18 protein-coding genes are annotated in these 16,786 nt (G+C 63.1%); 8 read left to right on the top strand and 10 right to left on the bottom strand.

All coding sequences use genetic code 11. The features are described 5' to 3' along the window. Nucleotides 1-915, bottom strand: a complete 915-nt coding sequence (locus E4M07_RS07730; RefSeq protein ID WP_136658459.1) for a LysR family transcriptional regulator — start codon at nucleotides 913-915, stop codon at nucleotides 1-3. Between the two features lie 163 nt (nucleotides 916-1,078). On the opposite strand from E4M07_RS07730, the gene E4M07_RS07735 reads away from it, so the two are divergent. Beyond that, the gene (locus E4M07_RS07735) at nucleotides 1,079-1,699 is read left to right on the top strand and encodes a glutathione S-transferase (protein ID WP_136657740.1); all 621 of its coding nucleotides are present in this window, start codon (nucleotides 1,079-1,081) and stop codon (nucleotides 1,697-1,699) included. Nucleotides 1,700-1,753: 54 nt separating this feature from the next. Next, nucleotides 1,754-3,433, top strand: coding sequence for a pyridoxamine 5'-phosphate oxidase family protein (locus E4M07_RS07740; protein WP_136657741.1), 1,680 nt, complete (start codon nucleotides 1,754-1,756; stop codon nucleotides 3,431-3,433). 49 nt (nucleotides 3,434-3,482) lie between these two features. On the opposite strand, the gene E4M07_RS07745 is transcribed toward E4M07_RS07740, so the two are convergent. From E4M07_RS07745 to E4M07_RS07770, 6 genes are all read right to left on the bottom strand, one after another. Beyond that, entirely contained in the window at nucleotides 3,483-4,661 is a 1,179-nt protein-coding gene (locus E4M07_RS07745; protein WP_136657742.1) for an ankyrin repeat domain-containing protein, read from the bottom strand. 199 nt (nucleotides 4,662-4,860) lie between these two features. Next, nucleotides 4,861-5,637, bottom strand: a complete 777-nt coding sequence (locus tag E4M07_RS07750; RefSeq protein WP_136657743.1) for an alpha/beta hydrolase — start codon at nucleotides 5,635-5,637, stop codon at nucleotides 4,861-4,863. A 203-nt stretch (nucleotides 5,638-5,840) separates the two neighbouring features. Next, nucleotides 5,841-6,326, bottom strand: coding sequence for a bacterioferritin (gene bfr / locus E4M07_RS07755; RefSeq protein WP_136657744.1), 486 nt, complete (start codon nucleotides 6,324-6,326; stop codon nucleotides 5,841-5,843). After that, nucleotides 6,323-6,565 carry a hypothetical protein gene (locus tag E4M07_RS07760; RefSeq protein WP_136657745.1) on the bottom strand — a complete coding sequence of 81 codons (243 nt, stop codon included), beginning with the start codon at nucleotides 6,563-6,565 and terminating at the stop codon, nucleotides 6,323-6,325. Before E4M07_RS07760 ends, bfr begins: the two co-directional genes overlap by 4 nt. A gap of 49 nt (nucleotides 6,566-6,614) precedes the next feature. Then, nucleotides 6,615-7,031, bottom strand: coding sequence for a glyoxalase/bleomycin resistance/extradiol dioxygenase family protein (locus E4M07_RS07765; RefSeq protein WP_169054127.1), 417 nt, complete (start codon nucleotides 7,029-7,031; stop codon nucleotides 6,615-6,617). 108 nt (nucleotides 7,032-7,139) lie between these two features. Beyond that, nucleotides 7,140-7,835, bottom strand: coding sequence for a DUF2161 family putative PD-(D/E)XK-type phosphodiesterase (locus tag E4M07_RS07770; RefSeq protein ID WP_136657747.1), 696 nt, complete (start codon nucleotides 7,833-7,835; stop codon nucleotides 7,140-7,142). Nucleotides 7,836-7,981: 146 nt separating this feature from the next. Between E4M07_RS07770 and E4M07_RS07775 the strand changes: the two genes are divergently transcribed. From E4M07_RS07775 to E4M07_RS07785, 3 genes are all read left to right on the top strand, one after another. Beyond that, nucleotides 7,982-8,452 carry a 2TM domain-containing protein gene (locus tag E4M07_RS07775; RefSeq protein ID WP_136657748.1) on the top strand — a complete coding sequence of 157 codons (471 nt, stop codon included), beginning with the start codon at nucleotides 7,982-7,984 and terminating at the stop codon, nucleotides 8,450-8,452. Nucleotides 8,453-8,527: 75 nt separating this feature from the next. Beyond that, the gene (locus E4M07_RS07780) at nucleotides 8,528-9,739 is read left to right on the top strand and encodes an MFS transporter (protein WP_136657749.1); all 1,212 of its coding nucleotides are present in this window, start codon (nucleotides 8,528-8,530) and stop codon (nucleotides 9,737-9,739) included. A gap of 44 nt (nucleotides 9,740-9,783) precedes the next feature. Then, nucleotides 9,784-11,097, top strand: a complete 1,314-nt coding sequence (locus E4M07_RS07785) for an adenylate/guanylate cyclase domain-containing protein (RefSeq protein WP_136657750.1) — start codon at nucleotides 9,784-9,786, stop codon at nucleotides 11,095-11,097. 4 nt (nucleotides 11,098-11,101) lie between these two features. On the opposite strand, the gene E4M07_RS07790 is transcribed toward E4M07_RS07785, so the two are convergent. Then, complete coding sequence (locus tag E4M07_RS07790) at nucleotides 11,102-11,566, bottom strand: DUF302 domain-containing protein (protein ID WP_136657751.1); 465 nt, start codon at nucleotides 11,564-11,566, stop codon at nucleotides 11,102-11,104. Between the two features lie 123 nt (nucleotides 11,567-11,689). Here E4M07_RS07790 and E4M07_RS07795 point away from each other — a divergent pair, with 123 nt between their 5' ends. After that, nucleotides 11,690-12,151, top strand: a complete 462-nt coding sequence (locus E4M07_RS07795; RefSeq protein WP_206057199.1) for a DUF123 domain-containing protein — start codon at nucleotides 11,690-11,692, stop codon at nucleotides 12,149-12,151. Nucleotides 12,152-12,175: 24 nt separating this feature from the next. Here the strand turns inward: E4M07_RS07795 and E4M07_RS07800 are convergent, their stop codons facing one another. Together E4M07_RS07800 and E4M07_RS07805 are read right to left on the bottom strand one after the other, a co-directional pair. After that, nucleotides 12,176-13,042: a prephenate dehydratase gene (locus E4M07_RS07800; protein ID WP_136657752.1), complete on the bottom strand. Its 867-nt coding sequence runs from the start codon at nucleotides 13,040-13,042 to the stop codon at nucleotides 12,176-12,178. Nucleotides 13,043-13,077: 35 nt separating this feature from the next. Next, nucleotides 13,078-13,815, bottom strand: coding sequence for a 3-deoxy-manno-octulosonate cytidylyltransferase (locus tag E4M07_RS07805; protein WP_136657753.1), 738 nt, complete (start codon nucleotides 13,813-13,815; stop codon nucleotides 13,078-13,080). Between the two features lie 152 nt (nucleotides 13,816-13,967). Between E4M07_RS07805 and E4M07_RS07810 the strand changes: the two genes are divergently transcribed. After that, complete coding sequence (locus E4M07_RS07810) at nucleotides 13,968-14,732, top strand: cytochrome c family protein (RefSeq protein WP_136657754.1); 765 nt, start codon at nucleotides 13,968-13,970, stop codon at nucleotides 14,730-14,732. 247 nt (nucleotides 14,733-14,979) lie between these two features. After that, the gene (locus E4M07_RS07815; RefSeq protein ID WP_246660423.1) at nucleotides 14,980-16,785 is read left to right on the top strand and encodes an extracellular solute-binding protein; all 1,806 of its coding nucleotides are present in this window, start codon (nucleotides 14,980-14,982) and stop codon (nucleotides 16,783-16,785) included. Nucleotide 16,786 lies beyond the last annotated feature (1 nt).

The raw sequence follows: 16,786 nt of genomic DNA on the forward strand, positions 1-16,786 counted from the left end.
TCAAGATTGCCGGCGCTCCCAGGCGCTCGACCTTGACCCGAAATAGGCGGCGAGGTGGTCGATCAGCGCGCGCATGCGGGCCGTGAGATGGCGGTTCGGCGGATAAAGCGCATAGACCCCGAAATCCATTGCGTTGCTGTCCTCGAACAGCGCTTCGAGCCGGCCGTCAGCCAGTGCCGGCTCCACCGCATAGCGCGGCGAGCAGGCGATCCCGAGCCCGCCGATTGCCATCGCGGCAACGGCGGCGGGCATGTTTGCGGTGAAATTGCCGGTCACCCGAACGGAAAGCGCCTCGCCCTCGCGCATAAAGTGCCATGTCTCGGGGCCCTGCCGGTCGCCGTTGATCAGACAATTGTGCGAGGCCAGCGATTGCGGGTGTGCCGGCCGTCCATGCGTTTCGAGATAGGACGGCGCCGCGCACACGACGAGCGGCATGTCCGCCAGCTTGCGGACCCGCAGGGTCGAATCGCGCAGTATGCCGATGCGCACGCCGAGATCGAAACCCTCCTCGACCAGCGCGACCCGCTTGTCGGTCAGGTGCAGGTCGATCTCGATAGCCGGATGCTCGGTCTGAAACGGCGCGAGCGCCTGCACGAGCCAGGCTGAACCGAAGCCGGTGGGGGCGGTGATGCGTATCGGACCAGACAGGGCCCGGTGCCGGTCCTGCACCAGATCGTCCAGCTCGTCGAACTGATCGAGAAGGGGCCGGCAGCGCTCCAGATAGGCCGTCCCCAGGTCGGTGAGGGTCACGCTGCGGGTGGTGCGGTGAAAAAGCTGCGCCGCAAGGCGGCGCTCCAGCGCAGCGACATGATTGCTCACGAGCTTCGTCGATTTGCCGAGCCGTCCCGCCGCGCCGGTGAAGGAGTTTTCCTTCGCGACCGCCACAAATGCCCGCATGGCCTCAATCTGGTCCATTGTCAGAAGCCCGTCTCTTGGTGTGCCCATTATTATGTCAAAATTTTACATAATTAATGAAAAATATATACGGTTATCTTCGCATTGGTAGATAATTATCCTTCTTTCATCGGCGGCCGGGCAATCGGCGCCGGTTCGAATCGAACCCACAGGATGAAAGAACATGTCAAACGCCATTCGCATTCACCATCACCCGCTGTCCGGCCATTCCCACCGGGTCGTGCTTTTCGCCAATCTCGCGGGCATCGGCCATACGCTGGTCGATGTCGATCTGCTTGCCGGGGAGCACAAGCAGCCGGCATTTCAGTCCCTCAACCCGTTTGGGCAGGTGCCGGTGATCGAGGACGGCGAGACTGTTATCGCCGATTCCAACGCCATTCTTGTCTATCTCGCACGCAAATATGCGCCCGACTGGTTGCCGACAGATTTTGCCCTCGAGGCGCAGGTCCAGAGGTTTCTTTCCTTCGCCGCCGGTCCCATCGCCAACGGTCCCGCCGCCGCGCGGCTCATCACCGTTTTCAGAGCCGATCTCGACGCCGACCACGCCGCGGCCGTTGCAGCACAGGCCTTCGACCGGCTGGAAGCCCATCTCGAAGGGCGCGATTGGCTGGTCGGCACGCGGCCGAGCATCGCGGATGTCGCGATCTACAGCTACACGGCGCATGCGCCGGAGGGGAATGTCTCGCTTGAGGGCTACCCGAACATCCGCGCGCACCTCAAACGCATCGAGAACCTGCCTGGATTCGTCGCCATGGCGGCGACGCCTGCCGGGCTCGCCGCCTGATCAACCAAACACCGGGCCGCGGCGCGCCCGGCCTCTTCCACACGGAGATGCACCATGCTGAACAATCCGGCACTCAACGAAGACCTTTCCCCGTTTCATGACGGCGAACAGGCCGTGCAGGAGCGGCTGGGCGCGCGCGGCATCGAAACCTGGGCCCGCCACGCGATCCGCGATCACATGCCCGAGCAGCACCGGTCCTTCTATGCCGCGCTGCCCCATCTCGTGGTCGCCGCCCGCGATGCGCAGGGCCGGCCCTGGGCCACGGTGCTCACCGGGCGGGACGGATTTGTCCGCTCGCCCGATCCCCGCCGATTGGCGATCGACGCAAGACCGCCATCGGGCGATGCGCTCGAACATGCCTTCAAGGACGGCGACGATATCGGGATCCTCGGCATCGAATTCACCACGCGGCGGCGCAACCGCATCAATGGCAGGCTCGCGACATCAACAGCGACGGGCCTGGAAATCGATGTCGAACAGACATTCGGCAACTGCCCGCAATATATTCACGCCCGCGGCCCACAGTACGTTGACGGCCACCGTGCCGGCGCTCCCAGGCGGGGACGAACGCTGACCGACCGGCAAATGGCCTTCATTGCCACCGCCGACACTCTGTTCATTGCCAGCGGCTATCGCGGGCTCGGCGACAACCCGGCATACGGCATGGATGCGTCGCACCGGGGCGGCGAAGCCGGGTTCGTCGAGGTGATCGACGGCAAGCGGATCCGCTTCCCCGACTACGCCGGCAACAACCGCTACAATTCGATCGGCAACATCACCCTCGATCCGCGGGCTGGTCTCCTGTTCGTCGATTTCGCGACCGGCAGCATGCTTCAACTGACCGGCCGCGCCTTTGTCGAATGGAACGCGGCGCAAACGGAGAATACACCGGAAACGGGGCGCGCCGTGACGCTCGAGATCGAGGAGGTCGTCGCGCTGCCGCACGCCCTGCCGCTGCACTGGGACACGGATGCGGGCATGGTCCGCTCGCTCCGCCTCATCGAAAAGACGCCCGAAAGCGCCGACGTCACATCCTTCGTCTTCGAAGCGCGGGACGGCGGGCCACTGCCGGAATTTGTAGCAGGGCAGCACTTGCCCATCGAGCTTTCGATACCCGGCACCGACAGCAAGGTGACGCGCACCTATTCCCTGTCCGGCGCGCCGGGCACGCAAAGGTACCGCATCAGCGTCAAACGGGAGGCAAAGGGGCTCGTCTCGCGCTTCCTGCACGACAGCCTGGAAACCGGCGCAATCATTGAAGCCGAAGCACCCGGTGGCGATTTCACCTTGCCGAAGGGAGCGGAGCCGCTTGTGCTGGTGAGCGCCGGTGTCGGCGTGACGCCGATGGTCAGCATGCTGCACGCGCTGGCGGAGCATGCTGGAGACCGACCGGTCCATTTCGTCCATGGCGCACGCGACGGCGCGCATCATCCGTTTGCCGAAGAGGTGCGGGCGCTTGCCTCGAAGCATCCGAACGTCAGCGTGCGCGTCGTCTACAGCCGACCGAGGGACAAAGACCTTGCCGGACGCGACTACGACGACGAAGGCCACATCGACGCCGGGATGCTGGCCGCGCTGACGGATGCGCGGGCCGCCCAATACCTGATTTGCGGGCCGATGGGTTTTCTGGCGGACGTCACCGACGGGCTGGTCCGGCGGGGCATTGAATCAGACCGCATCCACACGGAGACTTTCGGTCCGCACCAGGCGCCCGCCATCCAGCAACCGCGCTGATTTTCCCGGCTGCCGGGCTGAGCGGGCGCGGTTCCGATCCCTTCACGCGCTAGATCTTTTCAAGCCCGGTCAGATAGGCCTCGACTTCCTCGCAGTCCGGATTGTTGGTGACCTGCCGAGCAACCCTGGACCAGCCGAGCGGCGTGTTCTGGTGTTCCTCGTCCAGCGCGCTCGTATCGGCGCCTGCACGGACGAGGATCTTCACTATTTGCAGGTCGCCGTTCCAGGCCGCCGAATGCAGCGCCGCTCGCCGCGCGCCGAATGTCGCCTGGGCATTTGGGTTCGCGCCGTTCGCGAGCATCCATTCGACGATCTCGTGATGGCCGAAATCGACCGCCGCCACAAGGGCCGCATCGGACCAGGCGGCGTCGGGCTCTGAGCGCGACAACGCCACCAGTGCATCGCGGTCTCCGAGCCGCGCGAGTTCCTCCGGCTTGATCTCCTTTCCGTAACGCGCCATCGCCCGGACCAGCACCCGCCCCCGTTTGCCGAGCCTGCTGAGCGCTTCCATGGCATCGGCGCCCCAGCGATCCCTAGTATCCGGCGACACATTGAGTTCCATCAGCCGCGCGATGGCCGCTTCCGTCCTCGCCAGGGACAAGAGCGATCCAGAGGGCACATTTTGTTCAAGAACGGCCGGGCCCTGCGCCAGGCATTGTTCGAGCCTGGCGTCATCGGCCATCAGCAGGGCTTCGCAAACACCGACAGGCGCGCCCTTGTCGACAAGGATCTTGCTCATGGCGTCCAGCCTGCGGGACAATGCCAGCATCAGTGGCGACCAGTTGTCGTAACCCGCATTTATTCCCGCCGGGTCGGCACCGGCATCGAGCAGATATTCGAAAACGGCCAGCCGTTTCGTTTCGACGGCCACATGAAGCGGCTGCGGGCGGCCGCCCCAGAACGGATGGGCGCCGACCGCGTTGACAAGGCCGGGCCGCAGCCGGAGCGCCGCCTTGATGGCGGTCATGTCCCCGGATCCGACCTGCTTCAGGAAGCGATCGGCCGCGTTGCTTTCGGAGCCTTCGGCTCCTTCATGGCCTTGATCGCGCAGACGGTCGATCGCCTGTCTCATGGCTCGCCAGCTGGTGAAACCGTAGCTGCGGGCAAGCTGGAACTGCGCGTCGGCCAGCCTGGCGTCCCGGCCTTGCGCGCGCCACTCGCGCAGCAACTGTTTCGCCGACTTTTTGAGCCACTCGATATTCGCGTTTTCTGGAAGTGTGCCGGTCATCAGAATCCTTCTTTCCTCAAAGCCCGGTGTCCGCGCCGGCGGGCAGGAAAAAAGCTTCTGTGACTGCAAGCTGAAGGTGGGTTCAACCCTTTTCGCGGACCGAATGTCGCCCTGACGACAGACAGGACCTTACGAAGGCAGACGGGATTCAGTCAACTCCGGGTGCAAAATGAGGGCGTCCGCGGAACGGGCAGTCCTCTCAGAGTTTTCGGCTCAGCCAGTCAAGCGCCTTGGCGGCTGTCTCTGGCCATTGGTCGTCAAACTGGATGTAATGGCATGCCCCGTCGACCGCGAGGAAGTCCGCCGTTTCGTAGCGCTCGGCCATCAATCGCGCGGTGCTCGTCGCCACGGCCTTGTCCTCGGTTCCTGAAATGAAGAGCAGGGGGCAGGAAACCTTGTTGTGGTCAACAAGCGTGGTTTGGTGAACGTCATACATCCAGAAGACAAACTCGAAAAGCACCCGACCGGATTCGGTGCCGAGACGCGCATGGATGTCACGTTGCATATCGGTCGGCAGCGTGTTCAGCCCATACTTCGTCAGAAGTTCGAGATCTTGCCCCAGCGCCTGCTCCCAGAAAGCGCCTGCCGAAATGAACAGCTTTCCCAGTTCACGCTCCCCGTCCGTCGTCGGCAAAATGCCGTTCACAATGCTGCTGTTGAGGAGGACGCCCGCTCTCAAGGCTCCCTCGGCCGCCAGGAGCTGCGCGACAACCCCACCAAGAGAATGGCCTGCAACAACCGGACTCTCGCCAATCTCTCCAATCGCTTGCCGGGCATCGTCCATGAAATCCGCGATGCTTAGCCCGACGAGCTTGGCGTCGCGTTCCGGTCCGGGCGGCAGGTCATGATGCCGGTAGGTGAGGCTGTGGCAGACATAACCGGAAGCCTCGAAGGACATACGGACATTATCCATCGTCCAAGCCGCAGCGTTGGTGCCGGTCAAAAGCAAGACTGGAGGTAAAGAGCCATTTGGCATCTGAAACTCCCAATGAAACAGGGCTGCCGGATAGTGAACACACCACCGTGGCTTCGTCACGCCAGATTTAACGGACCTTGGGTGTTGCGCAAGTCGTCAAAGGTCCGCTTTGTCCATATTGCCGACGTGCACAGTCGATTGATCAATCGCGGTACATTGTCCGAAAGCCGTCACAAAGGTTCGACCGTTTATGATTACATGCCCTAGTCGCCGTCATTCGCCGGCGAGGCGTTGAGCAGGCCGTACTGCTTGTCGCCGATCGTGTCGTAGAGATCGATCTGGGTCTCGAGGAAGTCGATATGGCCTTCCTCGTCGGACATCAGCTCCTCGAAAAGGCCCATGGTGACATAGTCGCCCTCGTCCCGGCACGCTTCGCGCGCCTCCTTGTAGAGGCCGCGCGCCTCGTATTCGGCCCGAAGATCCGCATCGAGCACCTCGCGGACGGTCTCGCCGATGACCAGCGGATTGAGCGTCTGCAGGTTGGGATGGCCCTCCAGGAAGATGATGCGCACGATGAGCTTGTCCGCGTGCTCCATTTCCTCGATCGCCTCCTCGCGCCACTTGGAGGCCAGCTTTCCGAAACCCCAGTCGTCCATCAGGCGGTAATGCAGCCAAAACTGGCTGGATGCGGTCAGTTCGTGCTTGAGGGCCTTGTTGAGGTAATCAAGAACCTTCTTATTGCCTTTCATTTCAATCTCCTTGGTATGTCCTGACCGCGCAAGATGTCTTCCCGCACGATGATGTCGGCCGAAATCATGCTGATCCGCCGCGTCAGCAGCGGCGAACAATCCATGCAGTCCGGCTTGCGGCCGAGATGCCGGTAAACGCGGTTGAGCGTCACCGGCGCCTTCGGATTTTCAGTGATAAGGGCCCGCACGGCCGCGCGCAACTCATCCTGGCGAATAACGCAGCAGGAGCACAGGATCATGCGGCGCCTCCAGCGATGTTCCGGTCCGGAAAGACCACCTGCATGCGGCTCAGCCCTGTGGCGGCTCGTCGCAACCGATCATCCATTTGACGCCGAAACGGTCGGTCAGCGTTCCGAACCCGGCGGCCCAGAAGGTGGGGGCCCATGCCATCTGGATTTCGCCGCCTTCCGCCAGCCTGTCGAAGACCGTCTTGCCTTCGTCCGCTGTGGGAAAACTCAGCATCACGGAGGAGCCCTCCATCCCGGCGCTCTCGCCCATGATGTTGTCGGAGGCCATCAGGTCGCCATCGCCGATGCGCACGCGCGAATGCATGATCCATCCCTGGCGCTCCTCGGGAACCTGGAATTCGGCCGGCATGCCGGATGCCGGCATCTGTTCCATGATCTCGCCGCCGAAAATCTCCGCATAGGCGGCAATCGCCTCGGCGCACTGGCCGTTGAAAAACAGATAGGGTGTCGGTGTCATGGTCGGTCTCCCTGTGTTTTTTCCAACCATACCATATCCCGCAACACGGGGATGGCACTTGTGGCAAAGGCGGCATGCCGGCACAGGGAGCGGCGGGCTTGTCAGCGCCTAGGGAGCGGAAATCCGCGCAATCTCGTCGGCGTAGTCGCCCATCGCGCGGCAGCCGTTGGGACTGAGCGCGTAGATGCCGGTGTCGACCCGGTCGAACCAGCCGTAATGATTGTCGGCCATCAGCCGCCGGGCCTTTTCCACCCCGGCGCCTGCGGCCACCCGGGCCGCCTTGGTCGGACCGTTGCGCTCAAGGAAGGAAAGGCACCGCAGCGCGTCCTGACGGTAGGCGGTGATGATCCCCCTCCTTGTCGACCCGCCTGTATTCGGATCGCCGTCAAGCCGTGCGAATTCGCGCAGCAGCCGCGCCTTGCGCCGGGGCGCCTTGCGCGGCCTGTAGGGCGCCGGATCGAGCACTACCTCCGCTGTTGCATCCTTCAGCCGCACAATGATCATGCCGAGCCCCAGGCAGCGGCACAGTTTCAGGTTCTTGCGAAGCGACACCGCGAACGCCCTGCCCGTGCCCCGCGGAACGGCCACGTAGACCGCGTCGGTCACGCGCTGGCGATCGATCGCCTGGTGCATGAGCGAAAGGGAAAATCCCGTCTTCAATTCAACGATGACGGGGTCTTCATCGCCGCGCAAGGCGACGATGTCGGCTGCGCCGACCTCGCCCTTGACCACGTAGCCCTGGGCTTCGAGCAGGCACTTGACCGGATCGTAAAGATCGGTTTCACGCGTTTTCGAGTTAGACATAGCGCGAGGATAGGCCGGTTTTATAAACAAATCGGAAGCAAACGAGGCGCCGTGTCGCGTTGGTGTCGGGGCGCTGGCATGGCGTCTGTGTATAATTTTCGTTGAATGGTGGAGCGCCCGACCGGGCGTAACTCGGGAGAATAGCGATGTTCATTCGAAAATTGCGGATCGAAAGAGGCTGGCCGCAGGAAACGCTGGCGGAACTGAGCGGATTGAGCGTGCGCACCATCCAGCGCATCGAACGCGGCAAACCGGCCAGCCTTGAATCGCTTGGCGCCTTGGCCGCGGCCTTCGATACGGACATTGCCACACTGTCCAAGGAGATGGAGATGTACAAGACAGCGGAAATGACGGAAACGGAGCGCGAAGCCATCGAATATGTGCGTGATATCAAGGGGTTTTACAGTCACCTGGCCATCTATGTGATCGCGGTGATCGCAATGGCCGTGGCCAATCTCTTCGTCGGAACACACTATCCCTGGTTTCTCTGGCCGACACTCGGCTGGGGTCTCGGGGTGCTTTCACACGGGTTTTCGGTATTCGAGGTGTTGTCCCTGTTCGGGGTCGATTGGGAAAAGCGCCAGGTCGAAAAGCGGCTGCAACGCAATCGGACCTGACGCACGAGAAATTTCGCCGGATGTCTGCGCATCAAACCATTAGACAAGCGATAACGGTGGCAATAGTGTCCGCGCATGACCAATCCCACAGAGCTCGACAGTGCCTATTCCTGGAGACGGCTGGCCGTCACGCTGGCGATTGCGGCGACGGCCAATGTCGGCATGTGGGCGATCGTCGTGATCATGCCGGCGGTGCAGCAGACCTTCGGCATCGACCGGGCCGATACGTCCCTGCCCTATTCGGTGACCATGGTCGGCTTCGCGTTCGGCAGCGTCTTCATCGGCCGCATGGTGGACCGCATCGGCGTCTTCGGCTCGCTCAACGGTGCGGCGCTCTGCATGACGGCCGGCTACCTGCTGGCGGCACAGAGCGGCTCCATCTACAGCCTGTCGGCCTATCAATTGCTCATCGGCTTCGGCGCCGCTGTCGGGTTCGGACCGCTGATCGCCGACATCTCGCACTGGTTCCTGCGCCGCCGCGGCATCGCGGTCGCCATCGTGGCCAGCGGCAACTACCTGTCCGGGGCCATCTGGCCGACCCTCCTCAGTCCGGTCCTGAGCGGATCGGGCTGGCAGGCCGTCTACGTGATCCTCGCGGTCTGCATGGTCGCCATTATCGTGCCCCTGTCGTTCCTGCTGCGCCGCCGCATTCCTTTCGAAGCGACGCAGAGGGCCGACAACCTCGCCGCGGCCAATGCCCGGTCCGTGCAGTTCTCGGCGCGCAGCCTGCAATTGCTGCTGGTCGTCGCCGGCCTCGGCTGCTGCGTCGCCATGGCGATGCCGCAGGTGCATCTCGTGTCGCTGTGCGTCGATCTCGGCTACGGCCCGGTCGCCGGCGCCGAGATGCTGTCGCTCATGCTTCTGGGCGGTGTCGTCTCCCGCATCGCCTTCGGCCTAATCGCCGACCGCCTTGGCGGCGTTCTGACCCTGTTGATCGGCTCGACGCTGCAATGCATCGCCTTGTTCTTCTACCTGCCCTTCGACGGGCTTGCCTCGCTCTACGCGGTCAGCCTGGTGTTCGGCCTCTCGCAGGGCGGGATCGTTCCGAGCTACGCGCTGATCGTGCGGGAATACCTGCCCGCCCGGGAAGCGGGAACCCGGGTCGGCACCGTCCTGATGGCAACCATATTCGGCATGGCGATCGGCGGCTGGATGTCCGGCTGGATCTACGACCAGACCGGGTCTTACCAGATGGCCTTCATCAACGGCATCTTGTGGAACGTGTTGAACATCGCCATCATGGCGATGATATTCCTCAAATCGCACAGCCGCACACGGACCGCATGACGTCCGGCCTTTGAATGCAGCCGGCCGCTGACTATGTATAGCCGATGAATACGATCGCCCACGCCGACGTGGAACAGGATCTCGCCGCAGCCGAACAGGCGGGCCTCAAGCTGATGCTCAAGGCGCGCACGGTCGTGCTGGCGCTGATGATGGCAATCACAATATCCGCCGCCAACTATCCCACCAACCTGATCGGCGCGGGCGTCATGGCGCTTTTCCTTATCAGCGGCCTCGTCCAGCATCGAATGGTCGGGACCAAAGCCGAACGCTGGTGGCACCGCTACGCCTTTTTCTCTGTTGATATTCTGGCGATCGCGGCACTGCTCACTTTCATGCCCCTCAGCCTTGGAAGCAGTGAAATTCCGCAGATATTCGTTTTCCGGACCTTCGGCGTGGAATACACGTTCGCCCTGGTGGCCCTTGCCGCCCTTTCGTTGACGCCGGGGCTGGTGCTGTGGGTCGGTGCGCTGATCACCGCCTCCTTGTGGGCGACCTACTTTTGGATTGTCAGCGGTATGGAGCGCACACTTTCGTGGGACGATCTGCCGGTCGGACCGAGCCGCGAGGAATTCATCAACCTGTTCCTCAATCCCGATTTCGTCGGCAGCCAGACCCGGTTCGTCGAAAGCTTCTTCATCCTGTCCTGCACGGCCGTGATCGCCCTCGTTGTGCATCGGGCCCGCGGCGTCGTTCGGGCCCGTGCGACGGCCGACCGGCAGCGCGCCCGTGCCCTTGAGGTCTTCGGGCAGTACGTACCGCCGCAGATCGCGCAGCGACTTCTGGAATCCGAGACCTCGCTGCTTCCCGAAAGCCGGACGGCGAGTGTGCTGTTCGCCGACATCGAGGGCTTCACGCGATTGTCGGAAAACAAGTCGCCGGAAAGCGTAATCGCGCTGCTCAACACCTATTTCGACGCCGTCACCGATATCGTGTCCGACCAGGGCGGCGTGGTGATCAGCTTCGTCGGCGACGCGGTGGTCGCCGCCTTCAACGCGCCGCTGCCTGTCGAGGAACACGCCCGGCAGGCGGTCAGGACGGCACGCGCGCTGCTCGATACATGCGCGACGCGCGAATTCGAGGGCGAGACCATCCGCATCCGCATCGGGATCGCGACCGGGCCGGTTGCGGCCGGATGCGTCGGCGGCGGGCGGCGACAGGCCTATACGGTCTACGGCGACACGGTGAACCTTGCCCAGCGCCTCGAAGCGCTCAACAAGGAACACGGGACGAGGGCCATGTTCCTGCAGGCAACGGCCGATGCGGCCGGAAGCGAGTTCGCGTTCCGCGAAGTCGCGGCGACGCCGGTGCGCGGGCGCAGCAACCCCGTCAATGTCTTTACCTTCGACGAAGCGGCCTGACCGGCTACTGCTCGGCCGCCTTCGCCGTCAGGTTCTTCAGCGCCCCGGTCATCAGCGCAATGCTCGGATGGTCCGGGGCAAGCCCGTGCTTTTCGCCGATCGCCGCCGGCGCCCGGTAGATCAGGACCGTTCCGTCCGGCGTCTCGACGGCGATCACGCGGATCGGCAGGTCCAGCCCGGCGGCCTGCGCATCGCGGATCACCGGCGTGCCGAGGCGCGGGTTGCCGAAGATCAGCAATTCGTTGTCGGGAATATCCATACCAACGGTGCGGCCGCCCTTTTGATGATCGATCCGCGCGAAAACCGTGGCGCCGGCGGCCTCGACCGCCTGTTCCAGACGGTCCATCGTCTGCGAAACGGAATGCGGGCTCGGCACCTCGACAAGGGTGTCGTCTGCCGCCGCAGGGCCGGCGAATAAACCGGCCACGGCGATGGAGGCTATGCTGAGGAAGTAGGATCTCGTGCGCATTTCGGTCTCCTGCAATGTGCGTTCGCAGCGGTGAGGCCATTCCGGCAATCGATTGTGGCCGAACTCTGGTGGCCGCGGTAACATTTCGCGGAACTGCGAAGAAAACCAGCGGACCATCGATCGATGTACGGCACTGACGCAATACCGGTTCCGGGCCGGCTCGCCGACGACCTTCTGGCCCTGCGCGGCCGATGGATGACCGGCGAAAACCCGCCAGACGCGGCCCCGCTCAAAGGCGCATATGTCCTGGCGTTGTGTCTTGAAGACCCTCTAGCGGTGGAAATCCGGGGCGCCGACTACCGGTTCCGCCCGGGCTGGTACCTTTATGCCGGATGCGCACGGGGCGGCGGCGGTATCGGCGCGCGAGTGGCGCGCCACTTGCGCAGGGAAAAGGCAATCCACTGGCACATCGACCGGCTGACCCCGCGCGCCGCCAGGGTGGCGGCGCTCGCGGTGCCGCACGGCGTTGAATGCGACCTGGTCGGCCGCCTCATCGCGACGGGCCGCTACACGGTCCCCGTGAAAGGCTTCGGCAGCAGCGACTGCCGCAACTGTCAGGCGCACCTCCTGGCGGCCCGGTACTGACGCTCCCACCATGCGGCCGGCGGCTTACTCTCCGCGCGCCTGCGCGGTGCGGAAGGGATGGGCCTTGTAGGCGCCGAGAATACGCACCTTGGTGGAGAAGAAGCGCAATTCCTCGAGCGCCAGCGCAACGCCCTTGTCCTCCGGATGTCCCTCGATGTCGGCGTAGAACTGGGTCGCCGTGAACTTGCCCTCAAGCTGGTAGCTCTCCAGTTTCGTCATGTTGACGCCGTTGGTGGCAAAGCCGCCCATCGCCTTGTAAAGCGCCGCCGGCATGTTGCGCACATTGAAAACGAAGGTCGTGACGATGAGATCGTCGGGGCGTTCGCGGCGGGCCCACTGGTCGTCGCGCGAAAGCACGACGAAGCGCGTCACATTGGTGTCGGTGTCCTCGACATCCTCCTGCAGGATCTCAAGGTCATAAAGCTCGGCCGCCAGACGCGGGGCGAATGCCGCCATCGACGGATCGCCGGTCTCGGCAATCAGCCGCGCGGCGCCGGCCGTGTCGCCCGCGACCACCGGCTGCCAGCCGTTCCGGCGCACGATGTTGCGGCACTGGCCGAGCGCATGGATATGGCTGTGCACGGTGCTGATCCCCTCCATCGACGCGCCGGGAACGACCATGAGCTGGAAATGGATCGGCATGAAATACTCGCCGACAATGTGGAGGTTGGATTCGGGAAGCAGGTAATGAATGTCGGCAACCCGGCCGGCGATCGTGTTCTCGATCGGGATCATCGCCAGTTCCGCCTCGCCGCTCGTCACCGCATTGAAGGCATCCTCGAAGGTGCGGCAGGGGATCGGCTCCATGTCCGGAAACATGTCGCGGCAGGCCATGTCGGAATTGGCGCCGATTTCGCCCTGGAAGGCGATCTTCTTCTTCATTTCAGCCATTTGCGGATCCGTTGATGATTGAGATGGGAATGCTGTCAGCGGCTCATTAAATGCCTTGCCCGCTCCAGATCGGCGGGAGTATCGACACCGAGCGGAACCGAGTCAACGATTGCGACATCGATGCGCATGCCGGCTTCGAGGGCGCGCAACTGCTCCAGCTTCTCGCGCTTTTCCAGCGCCGAGGGCGGCAGCGCCACAAAGCGAGACAAAGCGTCGCGGCGATAGGCGTAAAGGCCGATGTGATGATAGAGCGGACCTTCGCCGAAGGGCGCCGTCGCGCGGGTGAAGTAAAGTGCCCGCATAAGGTTGTCGGAAATCGGCGAGCCGACGGCCTTGGTCACGTTGGGGTTGGTTTTTTCTTCCTCGTCGGTGATCACCACCGCAAGCGTGCCGATGTCGGTCTGCGGGTTCTCCAGCGGCGTCAACGCCGCCCGGATCACATGCGGCTCGATCGTCGGCAGATCGCCCTGGATATTGATGACAACGTCAAATTTCTTTTCAGTATCAACGGTTTGAAGCGCCTCATGGATCCGGTCCGAGCCCGAGGCGTGGTCCGACCGGGTCATTACCGCGTCAAACCCGGCAGCCGTGACCGCCGCCTCGACCTCAGGGCTGTCGGTGGCGACGATCACCGGCCCGATACCGGCCTCGCGCGCCCGCTTCGCGACATGCACGATCATCGGCTCGCCGGCGATATCAGCGAGTACTTTTCCGGGCAGTCGGCTGGAGCCCAGGCGGGCCGGAATAAGGACGAGATTCGATTGGGACGCCATCGGTGATTCCAAAAGTGAGCCCCTGAGATCAATGACTTATTGGACTCGTTATAAACAGTGTTGCAACCGCCAAGCAAAAGACATAGGTTCCGCGCGAAATCAAGACTGTGCCGGTTTCGGGGATGAACCGGTTTGACAAGGAGCCCGTGCGAATGAACTCCTCATTTCTCAACGCCGCGGCCGGTGCCTTTCTCGCCGTCGCTTTCGTTGTAATGACCGTTTCCATCGCATCCGACGCGATCTTCCATTCCAGCGAACCGGAAGCGGAAGGTTTTGCGCTCGAGGCCAGCGAAGGTGCCACGGCCACCGCTTCGGCGGGTGAGGAAGATACGCTTGAGCCGATTTCCCCGCTGCTCGCCAGCGCCAGCATCGAAGGCGGTCAAAGGGCCTTCCGCAAATGCGCCGCCTGCCACACGGTCGATGAAGGCGGCGCCAACCGTGTCGGACCCAACCTTTGGGACGTTGTCGACCGTCCCGTGGCTGCCGCCGCGGGCTTCGGCTATTCGACGGCGATGCAGGACTATTCCGAGGGCGGCGAGAAGAAGTGGCACTATGAGAACCTCAACGCCTTTCTCGAGGCGCCGCGCCGCTACATGCGCGGCACGGCCATGGGATTTGCCGGCGTGAAAAAAGCCGACGAGCGCGCCGACCTCATCGCCTATATGCGCTCGCTGAGCGATTCACCGGCGCCGCTGCCGAGCGAAGAGGACATGGCGCCGGCTTCCGAGGAGACTGAACCGGCCGCCGAAGAGGCCGCGGTTTCGGATACGGCTCCGGCCGACGACGCCGCCGCGAGCGATGCCGACAAGCCCGAGATGACGGAAGGTTCTGCAGCCGAGGACGGCGAGAAGCCGGCCATGACGGAAGAATCCTCGGCGACCGAAGAGGAAAAGCCGGAACCGTCGGCGACCGAATAGTTTCACACAATTGTGTAGCGGAAAGGCCGGGCCCAGCCCGGCTTTTTTGTTGCTATCGGCAGCGCGCCGTCATTCATGCCTGTTCTTTGTCACAATTTGCCCTATTGTCAGACGCGGGCGACGCATTGAACATGGTCCGCCCTTCCGGCAATATCGCAGGATGTGGTCGGACAATCAGGAGACTGTTTTGACGGTTTATTTGCTGTTCAAACGCAAAGCGCCCGCAGCGGCGATCGCCGCATTACTTTTGACCGGACTTTTCACGACAATCGATCCCTGCGCGACGCTCGCCGACGACCGGGTCTGGCGTCACGGCGCTTCGCTGATCAGCGAACCGAAATATCCGCCGGACTTCAAACGGTTCGACTATGTCAATCCGGATGCGCCGAAGGGCGGCCGGGTCAATGTGTCGGCCGGCGGGACTTTCGACACGCTGAACCCGATCCTGGCAAAAGGGGAATTGGCGCAGGGCATGGGCCTCGTCTACGAGACCCTGATGGCGCCGGCCATGGATGAAATCTCGACCGAGTACGGCCTGATCGCCGAGGCCGTCAGCTATCCGGACGATTATTCCTCCGTAAGCTACCGGCTGCGGCCGGAGGCGCGCTGGCACGATGGCGAGCCGGTAACCGTCGAGGATGTCATCTGGAGCTTCGAGAAAGCCGTCGAACTCGATCCGCAGCGCCAGTTCTACTACCAGCACGTGACCGGCGCCGAGAAAACCGGCGAGAACGAGGTGACCTTCACCTTCGACGAGAAGAACAACCGCGAGCTGCCGCAGATCATCGGCCAGCTGCTCGTCCTGCCGAAACACTGGTGGGAAGGAACGGACGCGGCGGGCAGGCAACGCTCGATCGAGGCGACGACGCTGGAGCCGCCGGTCGGGTCCGGCCCCTACCGGATTGCCCGGCTGTCGCCGGGCTCGACCGTGCTCTTCGAACAGGTCGACGACTACTGGGGCAAGGACCTGCCGGTCAATGTCGGCGGCAACAATTACGGCGAGATCAACTATACCTATTTCGCCGACCGCAATGTCGAATTCGAGGCATTCAAGGCCGGCACGATCGATTTCTGGGTCGAGAACGCCGCCAAGCGCTGGGCCAACGAGTACAACTTCCCGGCCGCACGGGACGGGCGCATCGTGCGCGAGGAGCTGGAAAATCCCTACCGGTCCTCGGGCGTCATGGTCGGCTTCATTCCCAACCTGCGGCGCGACAAGTTCAAGGACCCGCTGGTCCGCAAGGCGCTGAACCACGCATTCGACTTCGAAGACCTCAACCGCACGATCTTTTTCGACCAGTATCAGCGCATCGACAGCTTCTTCTACGGAACGGAGCTCTCCGGCAGCGGAAAACCGGAGGGCCGGGTGCTGGAGATCCTGGAGTCCGTACGCGACAAGGTGCCGGCGGAGGTCTTTTCAACGGCCTATGAGAACCCGGTCGGCGGCGACCCGCAAAAACAGCGCAACAACTTGCGTGAGGCGGTGCGACTGTTCCGTGAGGCCGGCTACGAGATCCGCGGCGGCAAGATGGTCAATGCCGAGACGGGCGAGCCCTTCACCTTTGAAATCATGCTCAACGGCCCGATCATCGAGCGCGTGGCGCTTCCCTATGTGGAGAACCTGAAAAAGATTGGCGTCGACGCCACGGTCCGCTCGGTCGATGCGGCGCAATATGCAAACCGCGAGCGCAGCCGCGACTTCGACATCATCTACAATGCCTGGGGGCAGTCGCTGTCGCCGGGCAACGAACAGTTCGAATACTGGGGTTCGGCGGCGGCGGACCGGCAGGGTTCCGCGAACTATGCCGGCATTGCCGACGAAGGCGTCGACGAACTTATCAAGATGGTGGTCTTCGCCGCCGACCGGGAGGAGCTGATCGCGGCGACGCAGGCCCTCGACCGGGTGCTGCTGGCGCATCAGTATATCATTCCGAGCTACACCAGCCGGGTGGCGCGCATCGCCTATTCGGACCGGCTGGCGCATCCCGATCCGCTGCCCACCTATTCGGTCGGATTTCCGACGATCTGGTGGTCGAAGGACGCGGCGCAATAAA

This window comes from Nitratireductor sp. XY-223 (assembly GCF_004959855.1).
Taxonomy (GTDB): domain Bacteria; phylum Pseudomonadota; class Alphaproteobacteria; order Rhizobiales; family Rhizobiaceae; genus Hoeflea_A.

Coding starts and splice junctions, on each gene's coding strand:
- E4M07_RS07730 (WP_136658459.1), bottom strand. CDS start 915: ATGGACCAGATTGAGGCCATGCGGGCATTTGTGGCGGTCGCGAAGGAA.
- E4M07_RS07735 (WP_136657740.1), top strand. CDS start 1,079: ATGTCAAACGCCATTCGCATTCACCATCACCCGCTGTCCGGCCATTCC.
- E4M07_RS07740 (WP_136657741.1), top strand. CDS start 1,754: ATGCTGAACAATCCGGCACTCAACGAAGACCTTTCCCCGTTTCATGAC.
- E4M07_RS07745 (WP_136657742.1), bottom strand. CDS start 4,661: ATGACCGGCACACTTCCAGAAAACGCGAATATCGAGTGGCTCAAAAAG.
- E4M07_RS07750 (WP_136657743.1), bottom strand. CDS start 5,637: ATGCCAAATGGCTCTTTACCTCCAGTCTTGCTTTTGACCGGCACCAAC.
- bfr (WP_136657744.1), bottom strand. CDS start 6,326: ATGAAAGGCAATAAGAAGGTTCTTGATTACCTCAACAAGGCCCTCAAG.
- E4M07_RS07760 (WP_136657745.1), bottom strand. CDS start 6,565: ATGATCCTGTGCTCCTGCTGCGTTATTCGCCAGGATGAGTTGCGCGCG.
- E4M07_RS07765 (WP_169054127.1), bottom strand. CDS start 7,031: ATGACACCGACACCCTATCTGTTTTTCAACGGCCAGTGCGCCGAGGCG.
- E4M07_RS07770 (WP_136657747.1), bottom strand. CDS start 7,835: ATGTCTAACTCGAAAACGCGTGAAACCGATCTTTACGATCCGGTCAAG.
- E4M07_RS07775 (WP_136657748.1), top strand. CDS start 7,982: ATGTTCATTCGAAAATTGCGGATCGAAAGAGGCTGGCCGCAGGAAACG.
- E4M07_RS07780 (WP_136657749.1), top strand. CDS start 8,528: ATGACCAATCCCACAGAGCTCGACAGTGCCTATTCCTGGAGACGGCTG.
- E4M07_RS07785 (WP_136657750.1), top strand. CDS start 9,784: ATGAATACGATCGCCCACGCCGACGTGGAACAGGATCTCGCCGCAGCC.
- E4M07_RS07790 (WP_136657751.1), bottom strand. CDS start 11,566: ATGCGCACGAGATCCTACTTCCTCAGCATAGCCTCCATCGCCGTGGCC.
- E4M07_RS07795 (WP_206057199.1), top strand. CDS start 11,690: ATGTACGGCACTGACGCAATACCGGTTCCGGGCCGGCTCGCCGACGAC.
- E4M07_RS07800 (WP_136657752.1), bottom strand. CDS start 13,042: ATGGCTGAAATGAAGAAGAAGATCGCCTTCCAGGGCGAAATCGGCGCC.
- E4M07_RS07805 (WP_136657753.1), bottom strand. CDS start 13,815: ATGGCGTCCCAATCGAATCTCGTCCTTATTCCGGCCCGCCTGGGCTCC.
- E4M07_RS07810 (WP_136657754.1), top strand. CDS start 13,968: ATGAACTCCTCATTTCTCAACGCCGCGGCCGGTGCCTTTCTCGCCGTC.